The sequence below is a fragment of the Nocardia sp. XZ_19_231 genome (assembly GCF_015355705.1).
Lineage (GTDB): Bacteria > Actinomycetota > Actinomycetes > Mycobacteriales > Mycobacteriaceae > Nocardia > Nocardia salmonicida.
On record NZ_JACUZI010000004.1, the window covers coordinates 221,888 to 241,230 of the forward strand.

At 68.3% G+C, this 19,343-nt stretch carries 18 protein-coding genes; 8 read left to right on the forward strand and 10 right to left on the reverse strand.

Going from position 1 to position 19,343, the window contains the following annotated elements:
• Positions 1-67 precede the first annotated feature (67 nt).
• The 7 genes from fadD11 to IBJ82_RS19600 are packed head-to-tail and all read right to left on the reverse strand — an operon-like array spanning position 68 to position 8,545.
• Positions 68-1,867, reverse strand: a complete 1,800-nt coding sequence (fadD11, locus tag IBJ82_RS19570; protein ID WP_194827400.1) for a fatty acid--CoA ligase FadD11 — start codon at positions 1,865-1,867, stop codon at positions 68-70.
• Positions 1,864-2,814 (reverse strand): alpha/beta hydrolase, encoded by a 951-nt coding sequence (locus IBJ82_RS19575; RefSeq protein WP_194827401.1) that lies wholly within the window; start codon positions 2,812-2,814, stop codon positions 1,864-1,866. The genes fadD11 and IBJ82_RS19575 overlap by 4 nt, the downstream gene beginning before the upstream one ends.
• The gene (locus tag IBJ82_RS19580; protein WP_194827823.1) at positions 2,811-3,683 is read right to left on the reverse strand and encodes a short-chain dehydrogenase/reductase; all 873 of its coding nucleotides are present in this window, start codon (positions 3,681-3,683) and stop codon (positions 2,811-2,813) included. Before IBJ82_RS19580 ends, IBJ82_RS19575 begins: the two co-directional genes overlap by 4 nt.
• On the reverse strand, positions 3,683-5,140 hold the full coding sequence (locus IBJ82_RS19585; protein ID WP_194827402.1) for an NAD(P)/FAD-dependent oxidoreductase: 1,458 nt from the start codon (positions 5,138-5,140) through the stop codon (positions 3,683-3,685). The genes IBJ82_RS19580 and IBJ82_RS19585 overlap by 1 nt, the downstream gene beginning before the upstream one ends.
• 3 nt (positions 5,141-5,143) lie before the next feature.
• Positions 5,144-6,616 carry an aldehyde dehydrogenase family protein gene (locus tag IBJ82_RS19590; RefSeq protein ID WP_194827403.1) on the reverse strand — a complete coding sequence of 491 codons (1,473 nt, stop codon included), beginning with the start codon at positions 6,614-6,616 and terminating at the stop codon, positions 5,144-5,146.
• A gap of 19 nt (positions 6,617-6,635) precedes the next feature.
• On the reverse strand, positions 6,636-7,667 hold the full coding sequence (locus IBJ82_RS19595) for a 2Fe-2S iron-sulfur cluster-binding protein (RefSeq protein ID WP_370585389.1): 1,032 nt from the start codon (positions 7,665-7,667) through the stop codon (positions 6,636-6,638).
• Positions 7,664-8,545, reverse strand: a complete 882-nt coding sequence (locus tag IBJ82_RS19600) for a metal-dependent hydrolase (protein ID WP_194827404.1) — start codon at positions 8,543-8,545, stop codon at positions 7,664-7,666. The genes IBJ82_RS19595 and IBJ82_RS19600 overlap by 4 nt, the downstream gene beginning before the upstream one ends.
• A gap of 99 nt (positions 8,546-8,644) precedes the next feature.
• Between IBJ82_RS19600 and IBJ82_RS19605 the strand changes: the two genes are divergently transcribed.
• Positions 8,645-9,262, forward strand: coding sequence for a TetR/AcrR family transcriptional regulator (locus tag IBJ82_RS19605; protein WP_062981958.1), 618 nt, complete (start codon positions 8,645-8,647; stop codon positions 9,260-9,262).
• 15 nt (positions 9,263-9,277) lie between these two features.
• On the opposite strand, the gene IBJ82_RS19610 is transcribed toward IBJ82_RS19605, so the two are convergent.
• The gene (locus IBJ82_RS19610) at positions 9,278-10,426 is read right to left on the reverse strand and encodes an acyl-CoA dehydrogenase family protein (protein ID WP_194827405.1); all 1,149 of its coding nucleotides are present in this window, start codon (positions 10,424-10,426) and stop codon (positions 9,278-9,280) included.
• 189 nt (positions 10,427-10,615) lie between these two features.
• Between IBJ82_RS19610 and IBJ82_RS19615 the strand changes: the two genes are divergently transcribed.
• From IBJ82_RS19615 to IBJ82_RS19645, 7 genes are all read left to right on the forward strand, one after another.
• Positions 10,616-12,115 (forward strand): CoA-acylating methylmalonate-semialdehyde dehydrogenase, encoded by a 1,500-nt coding sequence (locus tag IBJ82_RS19615; protein ID WP_194827406.1) that lies wholly within the window; start codon positions 10,616-10,618, stop codon positions 12,113-12,115.
• A 7-nt stretch (positions 12,116-12,122) separates the two neighbouring features.
• Positions 12,123-13,262 carry an acyl-CoA dehydrogenase family protein gene (locus tag IBJ82_RS19620; RefSeq protein ID WP_194827407.1) on the forward strand — a complete coding sequence of 380 codons (1,140 nt, stop codon included), beginning with the start codon at positions 12,123-12,125 and terminating at the stop codon, positions 13,260-13,262.
• On the forward strand, positions 13,259-14,329 hold the full coding sequence (locus tag IBJ82_RS19625) for an enoyl-CoA hydratase/isomerase family protein (RefSeq protein ID WP_194827408.1): 1,071 nt from the start codon (positions 13,259-13,261) through the stop codon (positions 14,327-14,329). Before IBJ82_RS19620 ends, IBJ82_RS19625 begins: the two co-directional genes overlap by 4 nt.
• Positions 14,326-15,222, forward strand: coding sequence for a 3-hydroxyisobutyrate dehydrogenase (gene mmsB / locus IBJ82_RS19630; protein WP_194827409.1), 897 nt, complete (start codon positions 14,326-14,328; stop codon positions 15,220-15,222). Before IBJ82_RS19625 ends, mmsB begins: the two co-directional genes overlap by 4 nt.
• Positions 15,219-15,995: an enoyl-CoA hydratase gene (locus IBJ82_RS19635; RefSeq protein ID WP_194827410.1), complete on the forward strand. Its 777-nt coding sequence runs from the start codon at positions 15,219-15,221 to the stop codon at positions 15,993-15,995. Before mmsB ends, IBJ82_RS19635 begins: the two co-directional genes overlap by 4 nt.
• A 124-nt stretch (positions 15,996-16,119) precedes the next feature.
• Positions 16,120-16,686, forward strand: a complete 567-nt coding sequence (locus tag IBJ82_RS19640; protein ID WP_228537415.1) for a TetR/AcrR family transcriptional regulator — start codon at positions 16,120-16,122, stop codon at positions 16,684-16,686.
• A 2-nt stretch (positions 16,687-16,688) separates the two neighbouring features.
• On the forward strand, positions 16,689-17,198 hold the full coding sequence (locus IBJ82_RS19645) for an SRPBCC family protein (RefSeq protein WP_194827411.1): 510 nt from the start codon (positions 16,689-16,691) through the stop codon (positions 17,196-17,198).
• A 27-nt stretch (positions 17,199-17,225) separates the two neighbouring features.
• Here the strand turns inward: IBJ82_RS19645 and IBJ82_RS19650 are convergent, their stop codons facing one another.
• Both IBJ82_RS19650 and IBJ82_RS19655 read right to left on the reverse strand, forming a co-directional pair.
• Complete coding sequence (locus IBJ82_RS19650) at positions 17,226-17,867, reverse strand: response regulator transcription factor (protein ID WP_194827826.1); 642 nt, start codon at positions 17,865-17,867, stop codon at positions 17,226-17,228.
• Positions 17,868-17,893: 26 nt separating this feature from the next.
• On the reverse strand, positions 17,894-19,291 hold the full coding sequence (locus IBJ82_RS19655; RefSeq protein WP_228537416.1) for a sensor domain-containing protein: 1,398 nt from the start codon (positions 19,289-19,291) through the stop codon (positions 17,894-17,896).
• Between the last annotated feature and the right edge of the window lie 52 nt (positions 19,292-19,343).

Sequence of the window (19,343 nt, forward strand, 5' to 3'; positions counted from 1 at the left end):
CGTCCGTACGCCAACAGCCCCAGCCGGAATCGGCTGGGGCTGTTCGCTTTTCGGTTGAGGTGATCGGCTACCCGACGTTGACGATGTCGGCGGACGGGTTCTCGGCGTAGAGCTCGTCGATCTGCGCGGAGTACTTCTCGGCGATCACCTTGCGCTTGAGCTTCAAGGTGAGCGTGACCTCGTCGCCGCCCGCCTCCCAGAACGTGGGCAGGATGCGGAAGCGCTTGACCTGCTCGACGCGCGAGAGCTTGCTGTTTCCCGCTGCCACACCGGCTTCGATCGCGGCGAGCACCGTGGCGTCGACGGCCAGCGCGGCGGCGGAGGCATCGGGCAGCGCGTGTTCGCGCGCGTAGGGCTCGACGGATTCGGCGTCGAGCACGATCAACGCGGTGTTGTAGGACCTGCCGTCCCCGAGGACGGCCATGGCGCCGATCAATGGGGTGGCGGCCTTGATCGCGTTCTCGATATTGGTGGGCGACATGTTCTTGCCCGCCGCGTTGATGATCATCTCTTTCTTCCGGTCCACGACCCGGAGGTAGCCCTCGTCATCGATGCTGACGATGTCACCGGTGTGCAGCCAGCCCTCGGCGTCGATCGCCTCGGCGGTCTGCGTGGGCAGCCCGCGGTAGCCCTTCATCACCAGCGGTCCGCGCACGTGCAGTTCGCCGTCGTCGGACAGGCGTGATTCCATGCCGGGCAACAGCTTTCCGACCGCGCCGAGCTTGGCGTCGCGGGGATGGCTGACGCTGCAGATGCACGACAGCTCCGACATGCCCCAGATCTCGGCGATCGGAATGCCGAGTCCGGCGAAGAAGGCCAGCGTCTGGGGCGGGATCGGGGCCGCGCCCGACATGGCCCACCGCACCCGGTCCAGACCGAGGGCGGCGCGCAGCTTGCTCAGCACCAGTTCGTCGGCGCGCGCCCATTCGGCGGCGAGCTCGGCGGGCACCGGTTCGTCCGCCAACTGGTGGGCGCTGCGGGCCGCGGCGACCGACATCGCCCAGGCCATGGCTTGGCGGCGGGTCTCGTCGGGTTCGGCCGCGACCTTGAATTCGATGGCGGCCTTGAGCTTCTCCCATACCCGCGGCACCGCGCCCCAGATCGTCGGATGCAGGTCGGCGAGAGCGGCGGCGATCAGCTTGGGGTCGCCGACGCTGGTCACCTGGGTGCCGAGCACCTCCTGGACGTAGAGCCCGGTCAGGCGGTCGGCGATGTGGGCGGTCGGCATGAACGAGGTGATGGTGTCACCGAATTCGATGCCGAGGATCTCGGCGATGCCGTACACCTGGAACAGCAGTGCGGCGTGGGTGGTCTCGACACCCTTGGGCGCGCCGGTGGTGCCCGAGGTGTAGATCAGCGTCGCGACATCGTCGCCGCGCACCGAACGCCAAGCGGCGTCGAAATCGAAATCGTCGCGGCCCGCCGCCAGCAGGTCGCCCACCGACAGGGTGCCCTCAGGCGCCTCGTCCACACAGACGATGTGGTCGAGGTCGACACCGGAGGAGGCGATCAGCTTCGCGTACTGCGGCTCGCAGATCACCACGCGCGCCGCGGCATTGCCGAGCACATAGGCGAGCTGATCGGGGGAGAGGGTGTTGTACACCGAGAACGAGGTGGCGCCCAGATGCTGTGCGCCGACCTCCAGGGGATAGAACTCCACCCGATTGCTCATCATCAACGCGACGGTGTCGCCGCGGCGGACCCCGAGACCGGCCAGCCCGGCGGCGACCGCGCGAACCTGGGCCGCGTACTCGCCCCAGGTGATGGTCTTGGTGTCACCGGGGGTGCGCAGAGCGACCGCGTCGGGATAGCGCGATGCGGTGTGCTGGAACGCTGCGGGCAGGGTGTCGAAACGGGAAATGCTCACGAGGCAGGCACTTTCTGGGTCATGACCGCGGGGGCGGTGTCGAGATGGGTGGCGACGAAACGGGCCGCCGCGCGATAGGCCGTCCTGGACTCGGGGACGACGGCGGGCAGCGTCTGGAAGGCATGCATCTGATCCGGCCACACCTGCAGCTCGCAGTGCGCCCCGGTGGCCTGCCAGCGCCGCGCCAGTTCGGTCGCGTCGGCGCCGAAGTACTCGGTGTCGCTGGCGTGGATCAGGGTGGGCGGCAACCGCATTCCGTGGACGGGCTGCAGCTCGAACGGTTCGGCGGTGAAGGCGGCGATCGCCTGCCTGGCGATCTGGGTGGACAGCAGACCGTCGCGGTGCTCGTGCTTCTCGTGGTCGACCGCGATGGCCAGACTCAGATCGGTCATCGGGGAGAACAACACCAGCGCACCCGGTTCGGGCCGCCCCGCGCGGGCATTCTCGACGGTCAGGTGAGCCGCCAGGAAGCCACCGGCCGAATCCCCGGCGACGACGATCCGGTCGGCGCTGTAACGCCGAGTCAGCCACTGGAACGCGGCGGCGACATCGGACGGCGCGGCCGGGTAGGGATGCTCGGGAGCGAGTCGGTAGTCCAGGGTGAACACCGGAAGCTTTGTCGCGGTGGACAATCGGGACGCGACGCCGCGATACCCGAGGGCCGAGCCCGCGACGAACCCACCACCGTGGACGTAGAGGACCACCGCGTCGGTGCGGTCGGCTCGCGGCCCACGCACCCACTCGCCGCGGATTCCGTCGGTGTCCACGCGCTCGGTTATCGTCGCGCGCAACGGCGGCGCGCCCGCCCGCATGGCCTGCTCGATGAGCAGTCGCGACGGCGGCAGCGTGTACCCGTTCACCGGCGTGAGCGCGGCCAACTGTCCCACGGTGAACGCCGACATCTGCCGAAGCGTGCGAGCCCGCAGCGACCCGCGTTCGGCGCTCATCGGCGACGCTCGATCGCCCGGATCAGCTCGTGCACCGTGGTGTCGGCGGCGAGCCGGTGGTCGAGGACGACATTGATCGCCCCGCGCAGCAGTGCGTAAGGCTCCCACCCGCTGGGTGCGATGGTGCGAGGCGCCCGGCGGGCGATGCCGTCGGCGATCGTGCGGGCCGCGTACTCGGCGGTGATCCGCACATTGAGCGGCCACGGCAGCATCCCGTCGAGCTCTTTGCCCAGCTCGTCGGTATCGAGCATGTCGTGGGTCATCGCGGTGTCGACGATGCCGAAGTAGGCCACGCCCGCGCTGGCCCCGCTCGCGGCGAGTTCCACGCGCAGTGCCCGTCCCAACTGCTCGACCGCGGCCTTGCTCACCATGTACGGCGACCCGCCCATCCCCGGCGCGAAGGCCGCGCACGACGACACCACCACGACGTGTCCGCGCGCGGACACGATGTGGTCCAGCGCCGGATGCACGGTGTTGAACACACCGGTGAGGTTGATCCCGATCACCCGGTCGAAGTCCGCCGGGTCCATCGTGCGCACGGTGGCGGGCACGGGAGTTACGCCCGCGTTGGCGACAACCACATCGAGCGTGCCGAACCGCTGCACGACCTCCTCGACCGCGGCGGTCATCTGCGCCCGGTCGGCGACATCGGCGCCGATGCTGTGGGCGTCGGACCCCAACTCGTCGGCGGCGCGGCGGGCCGCGACCGCATCGATGTCGATCACGACGACCTCGGCGCCGCGCCGGTGCAGGATCGAGGCCAGTTCGCGCCCGATGCCCTGTCCGGCGCCGGTGATCAGGACGACCTTGCCCGCCACGTCATAGGAGGGCGCGAACCAGGTGGACGGCGCGAGATCGGGCAGGCGCATCATGCCGACACCTCATAGGACTCGATGTCGAATCGACGGGTGCGGCGACGGTATTCGAAACTCCAGTTCGGATACAGCCCGGCGTTGCCGCCTTCGGCGGTGGTGTAGTAGCTCTCGCAGCCCCCGGTGAGCCAGACGGTGTCGGCGCTGCGTTTGCCCATCTCCTCCACGAAATCGCGCTGCACCTGCGGACGGACCTCGACCCTGGTCTCGCCGCGGGCGCGCAGCGTGCTCAGCGCGTCGACGATGTAGGCGATCTGCGACTCGATCATGAAGACCGCCGATTGGTTGCCCGCCGCACCGAACGGCCCGAGCGTGCAGAAGAAATTGGGGAATCCGGACACCGCGGCGCCGAGATAGGTTTGCGGCCGCTGCTGGAAGACCTGCGCGATCGAGCGCCCGTCGTGGCCGACGATGCGGTCGAAAACACTGGGCGTGGTAGTGAATCCGGTGCCGTAGATGATGGTGTCCACGGGGATCTCGACCCCGGCGCGAGTGAGGATGGAATGCGCGCGCACCTCGGCGATGCCGTCGGCCACCACCGCGACGTTGTCCTTGTCGAGGGCGGGGAGGTAGGCGTCGGAGAAGATCGCCCGCTTACAGCCGATCATGTAGTCCGGCGTCACTTTGGCGCGCAGTTCCGGGTCGCGGATCTGGCGCCGCAACTGGATTCGGCCGAGCAGCTCGAAGGGATGACGGAACCGGTTGTCGACGAACCCGACCAGGCCGAATCCCTCGATCAACGAGTACCAGGTACCGCGAACGGCCTTCTGCGCCAATGGGATCTGCCGCAACAGTCGCCGTTCGAGCCCGATGGTCGCCCGGTCCATCCGCGGCACGATCCACGGCGCCGATCGCTGGAACACCGTCAGCGCGGCGACCTTCGGCTGGATCTCCGGCACGAACTGGACCGCGGAGGCGCCGGTGCCGATCACCGCGACCCGCTTGCCGGTCAGATCGTGGTCGTGATCCCAGTGCAGGGAGTGGAAGGCCGTGCCCTCGAAGGTCTCGATGCCGGGCAGCGACGGGTACTTCGCCTCGGCGAAAATGCCCGCCGCGGACAGGAAGTAGTCCGCGGTGAGCTCGCCACGCGAGGTCTCGATCCGCCACAGCGACTGCTCGTCGTCCCAGCGGGCTTCCAGCAGTTCGGTGCCGAGGCGCACGTGCCGGATCACGTCGTTGTCCTGGGCGACCGCGCGCAGGTAGTCGAGGATCTCGGGCTGCTTGCCGTAGGTACGCGACCAGTCCGCGTTGGGCGCGAAGGAGTAGCTGTAGAGCTGGGAGGGGACATCGCACGCACAGCCGGGGTAGGTGTTGGCCTGCCAGGTGCCGCCGAGGTCATCGGCGCGTTCGAGCACGACGATGTCGTCGAACCCGGCTTCGCGCAGCTTGATCGTCAGCCCGATTCCGCCGAATCCGGCGCCGAGCACGACGATGTGCGTGTGTTCTGTGGGCATGGGTCAGCCGATCCTTCCGTGCAGCACCGACACCAGGCGATCGACGACGGTGTCGATCCGGGTGCTGCGGGTGAACGTCGTGAGCGCCAGCGGCGAGGAGAACCGTTGCCGTGTAGTCGCTTTGGCGTAGGTGAACTCGCGCAGGCCGTCGGGACCGTGCACGCGGCCGAAGCCGGAGGCGCCGACCCCGCCCAGCGGCAGCGCGGGGATGGTGGCGTGCGCGACGAACGCGTTGATCGAGGTGGCGCCCGCCTCGATGCGGTCGGCGATCGCGTCGCCGTCGCGCTGGGCGAACACGGTGGCGCCGAGTCCGTATTCGGAATCGTTGACCAGCTCGATCGCCTCGTCCATGGACGCGACCCGGGTCACGACCAGCGTCGGGCCGAAGGTCTCCTCGGTGACCGCCGCGCTGTCGTGCGGCACGTCGACCAGGATGGTCGGCTGCACGAACTGGCCGTCGATGGCGTCGGGCCCGCCGAGCAGTGCACGGCCGCCGCGCGCGAGGGCGTCCTCGATGTGGCGCCGGATCACCGCGAGCTGCTTGGGCATGGTGATCGGACCGATCTTCGCCGCGTCCGGCCCGGCGCGCAGGTCGGCCGCACGGTCGAGCAATTCGGTGAGGAACGCGTCGTAGACGTCGGTGTGGACGTAGATCCGTTCCACCCCGAGGCAGGTCTGCCCGGCATTGGACATACCGCCCCACAGTGCTGCGTCGGCGGCGGCGCCGAGGTCGGCGTCGGCGTCGACGACGAGTGCGTCCTTGCCGCCGCATTCCATGAGCACCGGGGTGAGCCGTTGCGCGCAGGCGGCCATCACGCGCTTGCCGGTCTCGGTGGAACCGGTGAACCCGATCTTGCCGACCCGGCTGCGGCACAGCGCCGCGCCGGTCTCACCGCCGCCGGTGATCACCTGCAGGACCGGCTGTTCGGGGACGGCGCGGGCGAACGCCGCGGCCAGCCAGATTCCGACCCCCGGGGTGTATTCGCTGGGCTTGAACACGACCGCGTTGCCCGCGGCCAGGGCGAACGAGATCGAGCCGAGCGGGGTGAACACCGGGTAGTTCCACGGGCCGATCACCCCGACCACACCGAAGGGGCGGTATTCGACCCGGCAGGCGTGGTTGACGGTCAACAGACTGGGTGCGACCGAACGCGAGCCGAGCACGTCTTTCGCATTGTGCGCGGCCCATTTCAGGTGTTCGAGCGCCATCACGATCTCGAGTGCGGCGTCGGAGTGCGGCTTGCCCATCTCCTGGCTCATGATGCGGGCCAGTTCGTCACGGCCGCGGGTGATCTCGGTTCGCCAGCGATCGAGGCGACGGGCGCGCTCGTCGAAACCCGCTGCCCGCCACCAGGTCGCGGCACCGTGAGCCCGGTCGACGGCCGCCTCGACGGCACTCTCGTCGTGGCTGGGATAGGAACCGACCAGGGCGCCGGTCGCCGGACTGTGGACGTCGAAGGTGAGGGTGGTGGTCATGGGACCATGCCTTTCGCGGTCAGAGATCCAGCGTGAGTGCGCCACCCGCGGAACGGGACACGCAGGTGAGCATCTGGTCGGCGCGCTCGCCCGCCGGGAGCAGTCGGTCGCGGTGATCGATCTCGCCCGCGATGACCTTGGTCTTGCAGCTGCCGCAGAAGCCCTGTCGGCAGGAGTAGGCGACGTCGGGTCGGGCCCGGCGGATCGCGTCGAGCGCGGTCTCGGTGCTGCCGACGCGCAGGGTCTCGCCGGTCCGGGCGAGGGTGACGTCGAATTCCTCGCCGTCGGTCACCGGCCGCGCTGAGAACAGTTCGGTGTGCAGTGAGGCAGTGGGATTCACCGCGAACAGGCTGCGCTGGGCGGCGTCGAGCACCGGGGGAGGCCCGCACACGTAGACCGCGGCGCCGCGGGCGGCGGTGGCGAGCAACGCGGGCAGGTCGGGTGTGCCGAACTCGTCGTCGGGGCGCAGGTCGGTGCCCGGGGGGAGCTCGCCGAGGAACGGCATGGTCTCCCGCGACCGGCCCAGGTAGACCAGCCGTCCGCGAGCACCGGCGGCGCGCGCCATCGGCAGGATCGGGGTGATCCCGATACCCCCGGCGATGAACAGGTACGACGGGGCGGTCTCGACGAAGGTGAACGCGTTGCGCGGACCGCGGATTCGCAGCCGATCACCCGAGCGAAGGGTGTGCATCTCCCGCGATCCACCGTCGCCGTCGTCGAGGCGCCGCACCGCGATGCGGTAGCGGTGACGGTCGCGCGGATCGCCGCACAGGGAGTACTGGCGCTGGCGACCCGAAGCGAGGAAGACGTCGATGTGGGAACCCGGCCGCCACGACGGCAGAGACCCTCCTTCGATGCCGGCCAGGGTCAGGCTCACCACGTCGGTGGCCTCGGCGTGTACCGCTTCCACCCGGACGTCGAGGTCGAAGCCGTTGTGTCGCACCGGACGTGGTGGCGACAGCGTGGGCTGGGTGAACACCTTCTTGTAGACGTCGACGGCGGCACCGATGACCCGCAGGCTCGGTGTCGCGGCTGCGGCGGAAGGATTCACGCGCGCGCCGCCGGCGAATGCGCCAGGTACCGCAGGGCGTTGTCCATCGAACCCAGTTGGGAGGGATGGAAACTCGGCCGCAGGTAGCGAGGCATCTCGGTGACGAAGGTCGTGAAGCTCGGGATCACTCCGCGCACAGTCGCGCTCACGAACTGCCTGGCCCAGGAACGGCCCTTGTCCTTGCTCGGATCCTGGCGATACAGGTACGCGGTCGAGATGATGAACAGTGGCAGCAGGGTGCCGCTGGCGAGCAGTCCGGTGCGTAGTCGTCGGGCGTAGCCGCCGTCGACGTGCATGTAGGCGTCGAACACCACGCTGCGGTGCTCGACCTCTTCGGCGCCGTGCCAGCGCACCAGGTCGAGCATGGTCGGATCCATCCCGAGCTCGGCCAGCACATCCGATTCCAGCAGCCACTCGCCGATGACGGCGGTGAAGTGCTCCATGCCAGCGAACAGGCCGAGGCGTTCCTTGAGCCATTCCTCCTTGGCGCGCCCGGTGAGTCCCTGGTCGCCCAGGGCTCGGTCGACGAGCCAGCCGATCTTGGCGACATAGGACTCGACATCGAGTCCGATCGACTGCAGATGCCGTCGCGCGCCTTCGTGGCTGCTGGCGTGCATCGATTCCTGGCCGATGAACCCGGTGACCTCCTCCCGCAGCCGCTCGTCCTCGATATAGGGCAGGGCCTCGGCGAGGCAGGTCGCCATCGCTCGTTCGCCTTCGGGAAGTACGAGATGCATCACATTGGTGACATGTGTCGCGAGTACTTCGCCCGGGATGTAGTGCATGGGCACCGACGAGAAGTCGAAATGCACATCCCGCGCGTGAATTGCGTGCGCTTCTTCCTGATAGGAGCGCGCCGTTGCACTGTTATCAGCCATACCGGAACCGTACAGTGCAACAAATAGTATCGCAATGTTGCAGACGAATCCGATCCGCGGTTGTGATCGGCACCCCGCCGCGCCTGATACCGTCGAAGTGTGCTCTCCACCGCCGCGACCTCGGGGAATTCGCCCACCGCCGACTCGGTCGAAGAACGAATTCTCGATGCCGCCCTCGTGCAGTTCGAGCGGGTCGGCGTGCGCAAAACGACGATCGAGGACATCGCCAAGGCCGCCGACGTCGACCGCGCCACCGTCTACCGGCGCATCGGGTCGCGCGACGATGTCGTGAGCGCGGCCTTCGAACGGGAGGTGCGCAGGCTGCTCGTCGACCTGGGGGAGATCCCGGCGCGCCACGACACCTTCGACGACATCGTCGTCGACGTCTTCACCACCGTGATCACGCGCTGGCGGGCGCACCCGCTGGTCGAGCGGCTGCTGACGCTCGAGGCCGACCGCCTGCTGCCCCAACTCACCGTCGACGGCGCGTCGTTCTTCCTGCTCTCGGTCGCCGCGTCCACCGAGATCATCCGAAAGGTGCTCGCGGACAATCGATTCCCCGACATTCCCGATCTCGGCGCCCGGGTGGAAGTGGTCTGCCGGGTGGTGCACTCGCTGATCCTGCAGCCGGTCGGCACCATCGATACCGGCTCGGAGCAGGCCCTCGCGTCGTTCGCCCGCACCTACGTGCTCCCGATTCTGGTACCCGGGTCGTAGGCGCGGGTCGACGCGTCAGAGGAAGCGGGCGATCAGGTCCTTCATGACCTCGTTGGCGCCCGCGTAGATGCGCGAGATGCGCCCGTCGACCCACATGCGCGCGATCGGGTACTCCTCCATGTAGCCGTAGCCGCCGTGCAGCTGGACGCACCGATCGATCACCTGGGACTGCTGATCGGTGGTCCAGTACTTGATCATCGCGGCGGTCTTCACATCCAGCGCGCCGCGCAGGTGCTTGGCCACCGCGTCGTCGACGAAGGTGCGCACGACGGTCGCGATCGTCGCGCAGTCGGCCAGCTCGAAACGGGTGTTCTGCATGGCGAACAGCGGCTTGCCGAAGGCGTTGCGCTGCTTGACATAGGCCAGCGTCTCGTCCACCGCGGCCTCGATCGCGGCCGCGGCCGCGACCCCGCAGATCAGTCGTTCCTGCGGCAGCTGCTGCATGAGCTGGATGAAGCCCTGGCCCTCGGCGGTGCCGAGCAGGTTCGCCTGCGGCACCCGTAGCCCGTCGAAGAACAATTCGGTGGTGTCCTGGCCCTTCTGGCCGATCTTCTTCAGCAGTCTGCCGCGCTCGAATCCGGGGGTGTCGTCGGAGACTTCGGCGACCACCAGGGACACGCCCTTGGCGCCCAGGCTGGGGTCGGTCTTGACGGCGATGATCAGCAGGTCGCAGTTGCGGCCGTTGGAGATGAAGGTCTTGGCGCCGCTGATCACGTAGTCGTCGCCGTCCTTCACCGCCTTGGTCGCGATGTTCTGCAGGTCCGAGCCGGTCCCGGGCTCGGTCATGGCGATGGCGCCGATCCATTCGCCGGAGGCCAGCTTGGGCAGCCAGCGCAGCTTGTTCTCCTGCGAGGCGTACGACAGCAGGTAGTGCGGCACGATGCCGGTGTGCACCCCCAGCTGCATCGAGGAGTCGCCGCCTTTGACCTGCTCGGTGAACAGCACCGCCTCGTGCGCGAAAGTGCCGCCGCCGCCGCCGTATTCCTCGGGGATCGACATGCACAGCAGGCCGAGATCGCCGGCCTGGCGGTAGACCTCGCGGCTCGGAAATCCCTGCTCGGCGAACTCCTCGCGGTGGGGCGCGACGGTGTTGACGAAGAAGCTGCGGGCCAGCTCGGCCAGGCCCTGTAGCTCGGAGTCGGTATCGGTGTCGACGGTGCTCATCGGGTTCCTCTTCTCGTTTCGATGGACTGTGCACCAGAGTGAACACCTTGTTGGCGTTATGTCAATAGTGGGATCTGCTGTTGACAAAGGGGCAACGGTCCTGCGATCGTACCAATTGCTTGGACGTCCAACTATTGGACAACCTTCCACTGTGCGCGGCGCGCACCGACATCAACGACTAGGACTGGCATGGCTCGCGAACTCACGCACTTCATCGGCGGTAAGCACGTCACCGGCACCTCCGGCGCCTTCGGCGACGTCTTCGATCCGAATCTCGGGCAGGTGCAGGCCAGGGTTCCGCTGGCCGACACCGCCGAGGTGAGCGCGGTGATCGACAACGCGGCCGCGGCTCAGCTGGTGTGGGCGGCGTTCAACCCGCAGAAGCGCGCCAGGGTGCTGATGAAGTTCGTGACCCTGGTCAACGACGAGATCGACAGCCTGGCCGCGCTGCTCTCGTCCGAGCACGGCAAGACCATCGCCGACGCCAAGGGCGACATCCAGCGTGGCCTCGAGGTCATCGAGTTCGCCATCGGCATCCCGCACCTGCTCAAGGGCGAGTACAGCGACAGCGCCGGCACCGGCATCGACGTGTACTCGATGCGGCAGCCGCTGGGTGTCGTCGCGGGCATCACGCCGTTCAACTTCCCGGCGATGATCCCGCTGTGGAAGGCCGGACCGGCGCTGGCCTGCGGCAACGCCTTCGTGCTCAAGCCGTCGGAGCGTGATCCCTCGGTACCGCTGCGTCTGGCCGAGCTGTTCCTCGAGGCCGGTCTGCCGCCGGGTGTGTTCAACGTGGTCAACGGCGGCAAGGAAGCCGTCGACGCGATCCTGCACGATCGTCGGATCAAGGCGGTCGGCTTCGTCGGTTCGACCCCGATCGCCCAGTACATCTACGAGACCGCCACTGCCAACGGCAAGCGCGCGCAGTGCTTCGGCGGGGCCAAGAACCACGCGGTGGTCATGCCCGATGCCGACCTCGACGACGTCGCCGATCAACTCATCGGCGCGGCGTACGGGTCGGCGGGCGAGCGCTGCATGGCGCTGTCGGTGGCCGTGCCGGTGGGGCAGGAGACCGCGGATCGGCTGGTCGCCAAGCTCACCGAGCGGGTGCACAAGCTCAATGTCGGCCGCTCCGACGACCCGGGCGCCGATTTCGGTCCGCTGGTCGGTCTCGATGGCGTCAACCGGGTCAACGACTACGTCCAGATCGGTGTCGACGAGGGCGCGCAGCTGCTGGTCGACGGCCGCGGACTGTCCGTGGACGGCGCCGAGGACGGGTTCTTCGTGGGCGCGAGCCTGTTCGACAACGTCACCGCCGATATGCGGATCTACAAGGAAGAGATCTTCGGCCCGGTGCTCACCGTGGTGCGCGCGGGCGACTATGAGGAGGCGCTGCGGTTGGTCGACGAGCACGAATACGGCAACGGCGTCGCGATCTTCACCCGCGACGGTGACACCGCCCGCGATTTCTCTTCCCGCGTGCAGGTCGGCATGGTCGGGGTCAATGTGCCGATCCCGGTGCCGATCGCGTACTTCACCTTCGGTGGCTGGAAGGGTTCGGGCTTCGGCGATCTCAACCAGCACGGCCCGGATTCGATCCGGTTCTACACCAAGACCAAGACGGTGACCCAGCGTTGGCCTGCCGGGCTCAAGGAGTCCAACGCGTTCGTGATCCCGACGATGGACTGAGGCGGCGATGTTCACTCTCGATGCGGACGAGCGCGCGATCGGTGAAACCGCGCGCCAATTCGCCGACGAGTTCTTGGCGCCCGACGCGCTGGATTGGGATGAGCGCAAACACTTTCCGGTCGATGTGCTGCGCAAGGCAGGCCCGCTCGGACTCGGCGGCATCTCGGTACGCGCCGATGTGGGCGGCTCCGAACTGCGCAGGCTCGACGCGGTGCGGATCTTCGAACAGCTCGCCACCGGGTGTCCCTCGGTGTCGGCGTACATCTCGATCCACAACATGGCGACCTGGATGATCGATGCCTACGGCACCGAGCAGCAGCGTCACCGGTGGGTGCCGGGGATGGCGTCGTTGGAGCTGCTCGGCAGCTATGCCCTCACCGAGCCGGGCATCGGCTCCGACGCGGCGGCCTTGGGCACCAAGGCCGTTCGCGACGGCGAGGACTACATCCTCACCGGCGCCAAGCAATTCATCTCCGGCGCGGGCGCCAACGACGTGTACGTGATGATGGTGCGCACCGGTGGGGAAGGCCCGCGCGGCATCTCGGCGCTGATCGTCCCGGCTGACACACCGGGTCTGACGGTGGGACCGAACGAACGGAAGATGGGCTGGAACGCCCAGCCCACCCGGCAGGTCCTACTCGACGGTGCCAGGGTGCCGGTCGCCAATCGCCTCGGTGAGGAGGGTGAGGGCTTCTCGATCGCGATGAACGGCCTCAACGGCGGCCGACTCAATATCGCCGCGTGCTCGCTCGGCGGTGCCCAGGCCGCGCTCGACAAGACGGTCCGCTACCTCACCGAACGCCACGCCTTCGGTAAACCCCTGGTGCGCAACGAGGCACTGCAGTTCCAGCTCGCCGATATGGCCACCGAACTGGAGGCGGCGCGGACCCTGCTGTGGCGGGCCGCGGCCGCGCTCGACGCGGACGCGCCCGACAAGGTCACCCTGTGCGCGATGGCGAAGCGATTTGCCACCGACACCGGTTTCGAGGTGGCCAACAAGGCGCTGCAGTTACACGGCGGCTACGGCTACCTGCACGAATACGGCCTGGAGAAGATCGTGCGCGACCTGCGCGTGCACCAGATCCTCGAGGGCACCAACGAAATCATGCGGGTGGTCGTCGCCCGCTCGCTGATCGGAGCAGCATGACCGACGAACCCGAAATATTGATCGCTGTTCGTGACGGCCTCGGCCTGATCACCCTGAACCGGCCCAAGGCCATCAACGCACTTAATCACGCGATGACACTGGCCATCACCGACGCGCTGCGGTCCTGGGCCGACGACGACGCGGTGCGCACCGTCGTGGTCACCGGCGCGGGCGAGCGCGGACTCTGCGCGGGCGGCGACATCGTCGCCATCCACGCCGACGCGAAAGGTGGTACGGCGGGCGCCGATTCGCCGACCGGACGGTTCTGGCGCGACGAGTACCTGCTCAACGCGCTGATCGGCAGCTATCCCAAGCCGTACGTGGTGATCATGGACGGCATCGTGATGGGCGGCGGCGTCGGCCTGGCCGGGCACGGCAGCCACCGCGTCGTCACCGAACGATCCAAGATCGGGATGCCCGAGGTCGGCATCGGTTTCGTCCCCGACGTCGGCGGCACCTACCTGCTCTCGCGGGCGCCGGGCGAGATCGGCACCCACGTGGCGCTGACCACGGCGCGGATGAACGCGGGCGACGCGATCGCGACCGGATTCGCCGACTACTACGTGCCTTCCAGTGACATCGACGCCCTGCTCGACGCACTGCGCACGGTCGGCGCCGACGAGGCGATCGCACAGTTCACCGCGGCCGCACCTGCGTCGGAGTTGCTCGCGCAGCAGAGCTGGATCGATGCCTGCTACCGCGCGGACACCGTGGAGGAGATCGTGGCCGGGTTGCGCGCCGACGAATCACCCGATGCCGCCAAGGCCGCCGAGGACCTGCTGGCCAAATCGCCGGTGGCGCTGAAGGTCACGCTTCGTTCGCTGCGGGCGGCACGGGAACTGACGAGCCTCGAGGCGGTGCTCGACCAGGAATACCGGGTCTCGGTCGCCGCGCTCAGCTCCAACGACCTGGTCGAGGGCATCCGCGCCCAGGTGATCGACAAGGACCGCAATCCCCAGTGGCGGCCGGCAACTCTCGCCGAGGTGACCGACGATCAGGTGGCGGCCTACTTCGCTGATCTCGGTGCGGCGGAACTGGATTCGACGACAGCGAAGGCACAGCGATGACGAAGAAGATCGGTTTCCTCGGGCTCGGGCACATGGGCGGCCCGATGGCGGCGAACCTGGTGCGCGCGGGGTACGAGGTGCTCGCCTTCGACCCGGTGCCCGCCGCACAGGAGCAGGCGCGCACCGACGGCGCGAGGGTGGTGGCCACCGGCGCCGAGGCCGCCGTCGACCGTGACGTGGTGATCACCATGCTGCCCAACGGCAAGCTCGTGCTCGACGTCTATGCCGAGCTGCTGCCCGCCGCCACGGCGGGCACGCTGTTCATCGACTGTTCGACCATCGATGTGGCCGACGCGAAAGCGGTTGCGGCACTGGCCGTCACGGCCGGTCACCGCCCGCTTGACGCGCCGGTCTCCGGTGGCGTAGCCGGCGCCACCGCGGGCACCCTCACCTTCATGGTGGGCGGCGCGGCAGCCGACTTCGCCGACGCGGGTGATGTGCTCGCGGTGATGGGCGGCAAGGTGGTGCACTGCGGTGGCGCCGGTGTGGGTCAGGCCGCCAAGATCTGCAACAACATGCTGCTCGGGATCTCCATGATCGGGCTGTCGGAGGCGCTGGTGCTCGGTGAGCGGCTCGGCCTGAGCCATCAGTCGTTCTTCGACGTGGTGTCCACCGCGTCGGGCCAGAGCTGGGCGCTGACCAGCTACTGCCCCGTGCCGGGGCCGGTGCCCGCCAGCCCGGCCAACAACGACTACCAGCCCGGCTTCGCCACCGCGCTGATGTCGAAAGACCTCAGCCTGGCCGCGAACGCGTTGCAGGCCAACGGGATCGACGGTCAGCTCGGCGAACTCGCCGCCGCGATCTACGCGCGGTTCAACCAGACCGACGCCGGGCGGGACTTCTCCGCCATCGTCACCGACATCCGCGACCGCTCCGGCGAGGTTTCCGAATGACCGACTACGAGACCATCCTGGTCGAGACCAAGAACCGCGTCGGCTGGATCACGCTGAACCGGCCGAAGGCGCTCAACGCGCTCAACAGCGGGGTGCTCGACGACATCGTCGCCGCGCTCGACGCATTGGGTCGTGACGACGAGGTCGGCGCGGTCGTGATCACCGGTTCCGCCAAGGCTTTCGCGGCGGGCGCCGACATCAAGGAGATGGCGCCCAAGTCGTACATGGACATGTTCATGGACGACTACTTCGCTCGCTGGGACCGGCTCGCGCAGTTCCGCAAGCCGACCATCGCCGCGGTCGCGGGATACGCGCTGGGCGGTGGCTGTGAGCTGGCCATGCTCTGCGACATCCTGATCGCCGCCGACACCGCGCAATTCGGCCAGCCCGAGATCAAGCTGGGCGTGATCCCCGGCATCGGCGGCTCGCAGCGGCTCACCCGCGCGGTGGGCAAGGCCAAGGCGATGGACATGGTGCTGACCGGCCGCACGATCGGCGCCGAGGAAGCCGAACGCGCCGGACTCGTCTCGCGCATCGTGGCCGCCGACGACCTGCTCGATGTCGCGGCGGAGGTGGCCGAGACCATCGCGGCCAAGTCGCTGCCGGTCGCGATGATCGCCAAGGAAGCGGTGAATCGGTCCTTCGAGACCACTCTCGCCGAGGGAATCCGGTTCGAGCGCCGCGTCTTCCACTCGCTGTTCGCGATCGAGGACCAGACCGAGGGCATGAACGCCTTCGTCGACAAACGGCCACCGAACTTCACCCATCGCTAGTGATCGGTCTGCGATGACGACGATGCGCGGCGAGACCCGGCACCCGGTGACCCCGGGTGCCGGGGGAGCGGCCGCGTCTGTGGCAGGGGTTCGGGGGCCGGCGGCCCGGGCCCACCGGCGCCAGATGGTGTTGGACGCGGCGCAAGAGGTGTTCGTCGCCCACGGATATCACGGCGCCAAGATGGACGAGATCAGCGCACGGTCCGGGATCAGCAAGCCGGTGCTCTACGATTATTTCGCGAGCAAGCTGGACCTGTATCTCGTTGTGCTGCAACTGAATCTGGACCGGATGGTCGACGGTGTCCGGGTGGCCGTCACGGCGGACACCGAGCCCCGCAGCCGGGTACGCGGGGCGGTGCAGGCCTATTTCGACTTCGTCGAATACGACCTCGGCGGGTATGTGCTGGTGTTCGAATCGCCGGTACCCAGCGAACCGTGCGTCGAATGGCGGGTGCGCAACGCGATGCGTGACTGTGCCGTCCTGGTGAGCGCCGAACTGCGGGCGGTGGGCGTGGATGCGACCAGGGCCGACATCCACGCCTGGGGACTGGTCGGTCTCAGCCGCCTCGCGGCCAGCCACTGGCTGGAAGCGGGGCGGCCCATCTCGAAAAAGGACGCGGTCGACACCGCGTCCGCCCTGTGCTGGAACGGACTATCGACAGTCGATCGACAACAGGAAGAACACCGATAGCTATGGCTCAGGCATTCGCATTGACCGAATCCGACGACGAATTCCTCGCGAGCGCGTCGAACCGCTTCGTCCACGTCCTCGACATTCCCGCGCCGCCGTCTCAGGTCTGGGCGGCCCTGATCGCCGACGACGCACTGGTGTCGTGGTCCGGGCTGGTTACCGGGATGCAGTGGACCACGCCGCGCCCGTTCGGCGTCGGCACGCGCCGCGTCGTCACCCTCGGGCGCATCGCCGCGCTGACCGAACGGTTCTACCGCTGGGAAGACCAGCGGCGCATGACCTTTACCGTCGACTTCGCCTCGATCCCGGGACTGCGTCGCTTCGCCGAGGACATCGAGTTGGCGTCGACCGCCACCGGAACCAGACTGACGTGGACCTTCGCCGTGGAGGGCAAGCCCGTCCTGCAACTGCTGTTGCGCTCGACGAGCGCGGTGACCGAGCGGATCACCGGCTCCATCGCCAAGGGCATCGTGGGCCGTGTCGCCGCGACGGTACCGACCGCAGGCGAGTGACGGCCGAGGTGCGTGGGGTTGCGCGGTTCACCCTTTGAGCCGCAGAACCGCCAGCACCCTGCGGTGGCGGGTATCCGACGGCGGCAGATCGAGTTTGGTGAAGATATTGCCGATGTGCTTCTCGACGGCCCGCTCGGTGACGGTGAGCGAGGCGGCGATGGCGTTGTTGGTGAGTCCCTGTGCCATCAGCTCGAGCACCTCGCGCTCGCGCGGGGTGAGCCGGGCCAGTGAATCCTGTTGCCGGGACGCGCCCATCAGCTGACTCACCACCTCGGGGTCGAGGGCGGTGCCGCCGGTGGCGACCCGATGCAGGGCGTCGACGAAATCACCCACGTCGGCGACGCGGTCCTTGAGGAGATAGCCGACGCCGCTGGCTCCGGCGGCGAGAAGTTCTGTCGCGTACCGGGTTTCGATCCACTGTGAGAATACGAGCACGCCGGTGCTCGGATATTTCCTGCGCAGTTCGATGGCCGCCAGCAGGCCCTCGTCGGTGAAGGTGGGCGGCATCCGCACATCCACCACCGCGACGTCGAGCCGGTGGGTCTCGACGATCTCGCTCAGCGACGTCGCGTCGCCGACCATCGCCACCACCTCGTGTCCGCGTTCGGTGAGCAGCCCGGCCAACCCGTCGCGCAGGATGGCGCTGTCCTCGGCGATCACCACCCGCAGGGGTCCGTGCGATGCGCCGCCCGCGGTCACTGCGGGCCCTCGTTCGGCAGGATCATGGTCACCACGGTAGGCCCGCCGACCGGACTGTCGACGGTGAGCGTGCCGTCGACGGCGAGCGCACGCGCGACGAGTCCGGCCAACCCGCTGCCGGTCACGGTCGGCGTGCCGGGCTGGGGCGCACCACCGATTCCGTTGTCGCGCACGGTGACCGCGATGCAGCGCTGGCCCTCGGGCAGCACCGACACGGTGGCCCCGTCCGCGTGCGCGTGTTTGACGACATTGGTGAGTAGCTCGGCGACGGAGAAGTAGGCGATCGCCTCGATGGCCGGGCTCGGCCGGTGGGGGATCTGCACCCGCAGGTCGACCGGCACCGCGCAGCGGGCGGTGAGCGTCTCCAACGCCGGGCCGAGGCCGAGCTCGAGCGCGGGGGGATGGATGCCACGGACCAGTTCGCGCAGTTCGGTCAACGCCTCCTTGGAGTTGGCACGTGCCTCGGCGATGAGGTCGCGGGCGTCGCCGCCCGCGGCCAGGCGTTCTTCGGCCCTGCCCAGCGCCATGGCGATGGTGACCAGCCGAGCCTGCGTGCCGTCGTGCAGGTCGCGTTCGACCCGGCGCAGAGTGGCGGTCGCATCGTCCACCGCGGCCCGTCTGCTGGCCCGCAGTTCTGCCAGTTGCCGGTCGCGCGGTGTCGCCGCCAACAGGCCGACGATCAGCATCCGATGCAACCAGCAGACGCTACGGATCAGCCACGGCAGTGCGAAACACAGCAGGATGCCGATACCGGACAGGGCGAGCGCGCGCGGCCAGGTGTCGATGTAGAACGTGCCGAATTGCGCGAGACTGTGGTGCTCGACGCCGTTGTCGTCCACCTGGACCGGATCCAGCAGTGCCCACGGGATGGGCGAGAGCGCCGTGAACCCGACCATCATGATCACCATGAGCACGACGTAGCCGACCGCGACGCCGAGCACCGACTGCGCGATCAGGAACACCACGACCCGCCAGCTCGGCCGATCGGTGAACGCGCTCTTCAGGAAGCCGAACAGGCCGCTCGCCCTGGTGAAATCCGGTGGCGGGTCGACCCGGGTCCCGAGCAGTGCGCCGCCGAGGAACCGATAGATCCTGCCCCATACCCGCCCGCCGAGCAGCACGGTCGCCAGCAACGGAATGCCGATGAGCAGGATCGACGCGTACAGTCCGCCGCCGAACCCGAAGAACAGGTAGCACACGGCCACACAGCCGAGCACGAACGACAGGACCAGATAGGCGAGCTCCTTCCAGGTCCTGGCTTCGATCGGCGCGCGCAGTACCGCGATCAACGATCCGGTCCGGCGTCGCGGTTCATCCGGTGGCGCGTCGAGCGCGACGGTCGGCTCGTCGGCGAGGTCGACCACGAGAGTCGACTCGGCTGGTTTCTCGGTCATGACCCCATGGTTGTCGTCGCGTCGCGGAAATTCGATCGAGCTGTCCACCGAG

Coding starts and splice junctions, on each gene's coding strand:
- IBJ82_RS19575 (WP_194827401.1), bottom strand. CDS start 2,814: ATGAGCGCCGAACGCGGGTCGCTGCGGGCTCGCACGCTTCGGCAGATG.
- IBJ82_RS19580 (WP_194827823.1), bottom strand. CDS start 3,683: ATGCGCCTGCCCGATCTCGCGCCGTCCACCTGGTTCGCGCCCTCCTAT.
- IBJ82_RS19585 (WP_194827402.1), bottom strand. CDS start 5,140: ATGCCCACAGAACACACGCACATCGTCGTGCTCGGCGCCGGATTCGGC.
- IBJ82_RS19590 (WP_194827403.1), bottom strand. CDS start 6,616: ATGACCACCACCCTCACCTTCGACGTCCACAGTCCGGCGACCGGCGCC.
- IBJ82_RS19600 (WP_194827404.1), bottom strand. CDS start 8,545: ATGGCTGATAACAGTGCAACGGCGCGCTCCTATCAGGAAGAAGCGCAC.
- IBJ82_RS19610 (WP_194827405.1), bottom strand. CDS start 10,426: ATGAGCACCGTCGACACCGATACCGACTCCGAGCTACAGGGCCTGGCC.
- IBJ82_RS19615 (WP_194827406.1), top strand. CDS start 10,616: ATGGCTCGCGAACTCACGCACTTCATCGGCGGTAAGCACGTCACCGGC.
- IBJ82_RS19620 (WP_194827407.1), top strand. CDS start 12,123: ATGTTCACTCTCGATGCGGACGAGCGCGCGATCGGTGAAACCGCGCGC.
- IBJ82_RS19625 (WP_194827408.1), top strand. CDS start 13,259: ATGACCGACGAACCCGAAATATTGATCGCTGTTCGTGACGGCCTCGGC.
- mmsB (WP_194827409.1), top strand. CDS start 14,326: ATGACGAAGAAGATCGGTTTCCTCGGGCTCGGGCACATGGGCGGCCCG.
- IBJ82_RS19635 (WP_194827410.1), top strand. CDS start 15,219: ATGACCGACTACGAGACCATCCTGGTCGAGACCAAGAACCGCGTCGGC.
- IBJ82_RS19640 (WP_228537415.1), top strand. CDS start 16,120: ATGGTGTTGGACGCGGCGCAAGAGGTGTTCGTCGCCCACGGATATCAC.
- IBJ82_RS19645 (WP_194827411.1), top strand. CDS start 16,689: ATGGCTCAGGCATTCGCATTGACCGAATCCGACGACGAATTCCTCGCG.
- IBJ82_RS19655 (WP_228537416.1), bottom strand. CDS start 19,291: ATGACCGAGAAACCAGCCGAGTCGACTCTCGTGGTCGACCTCGCCGAC.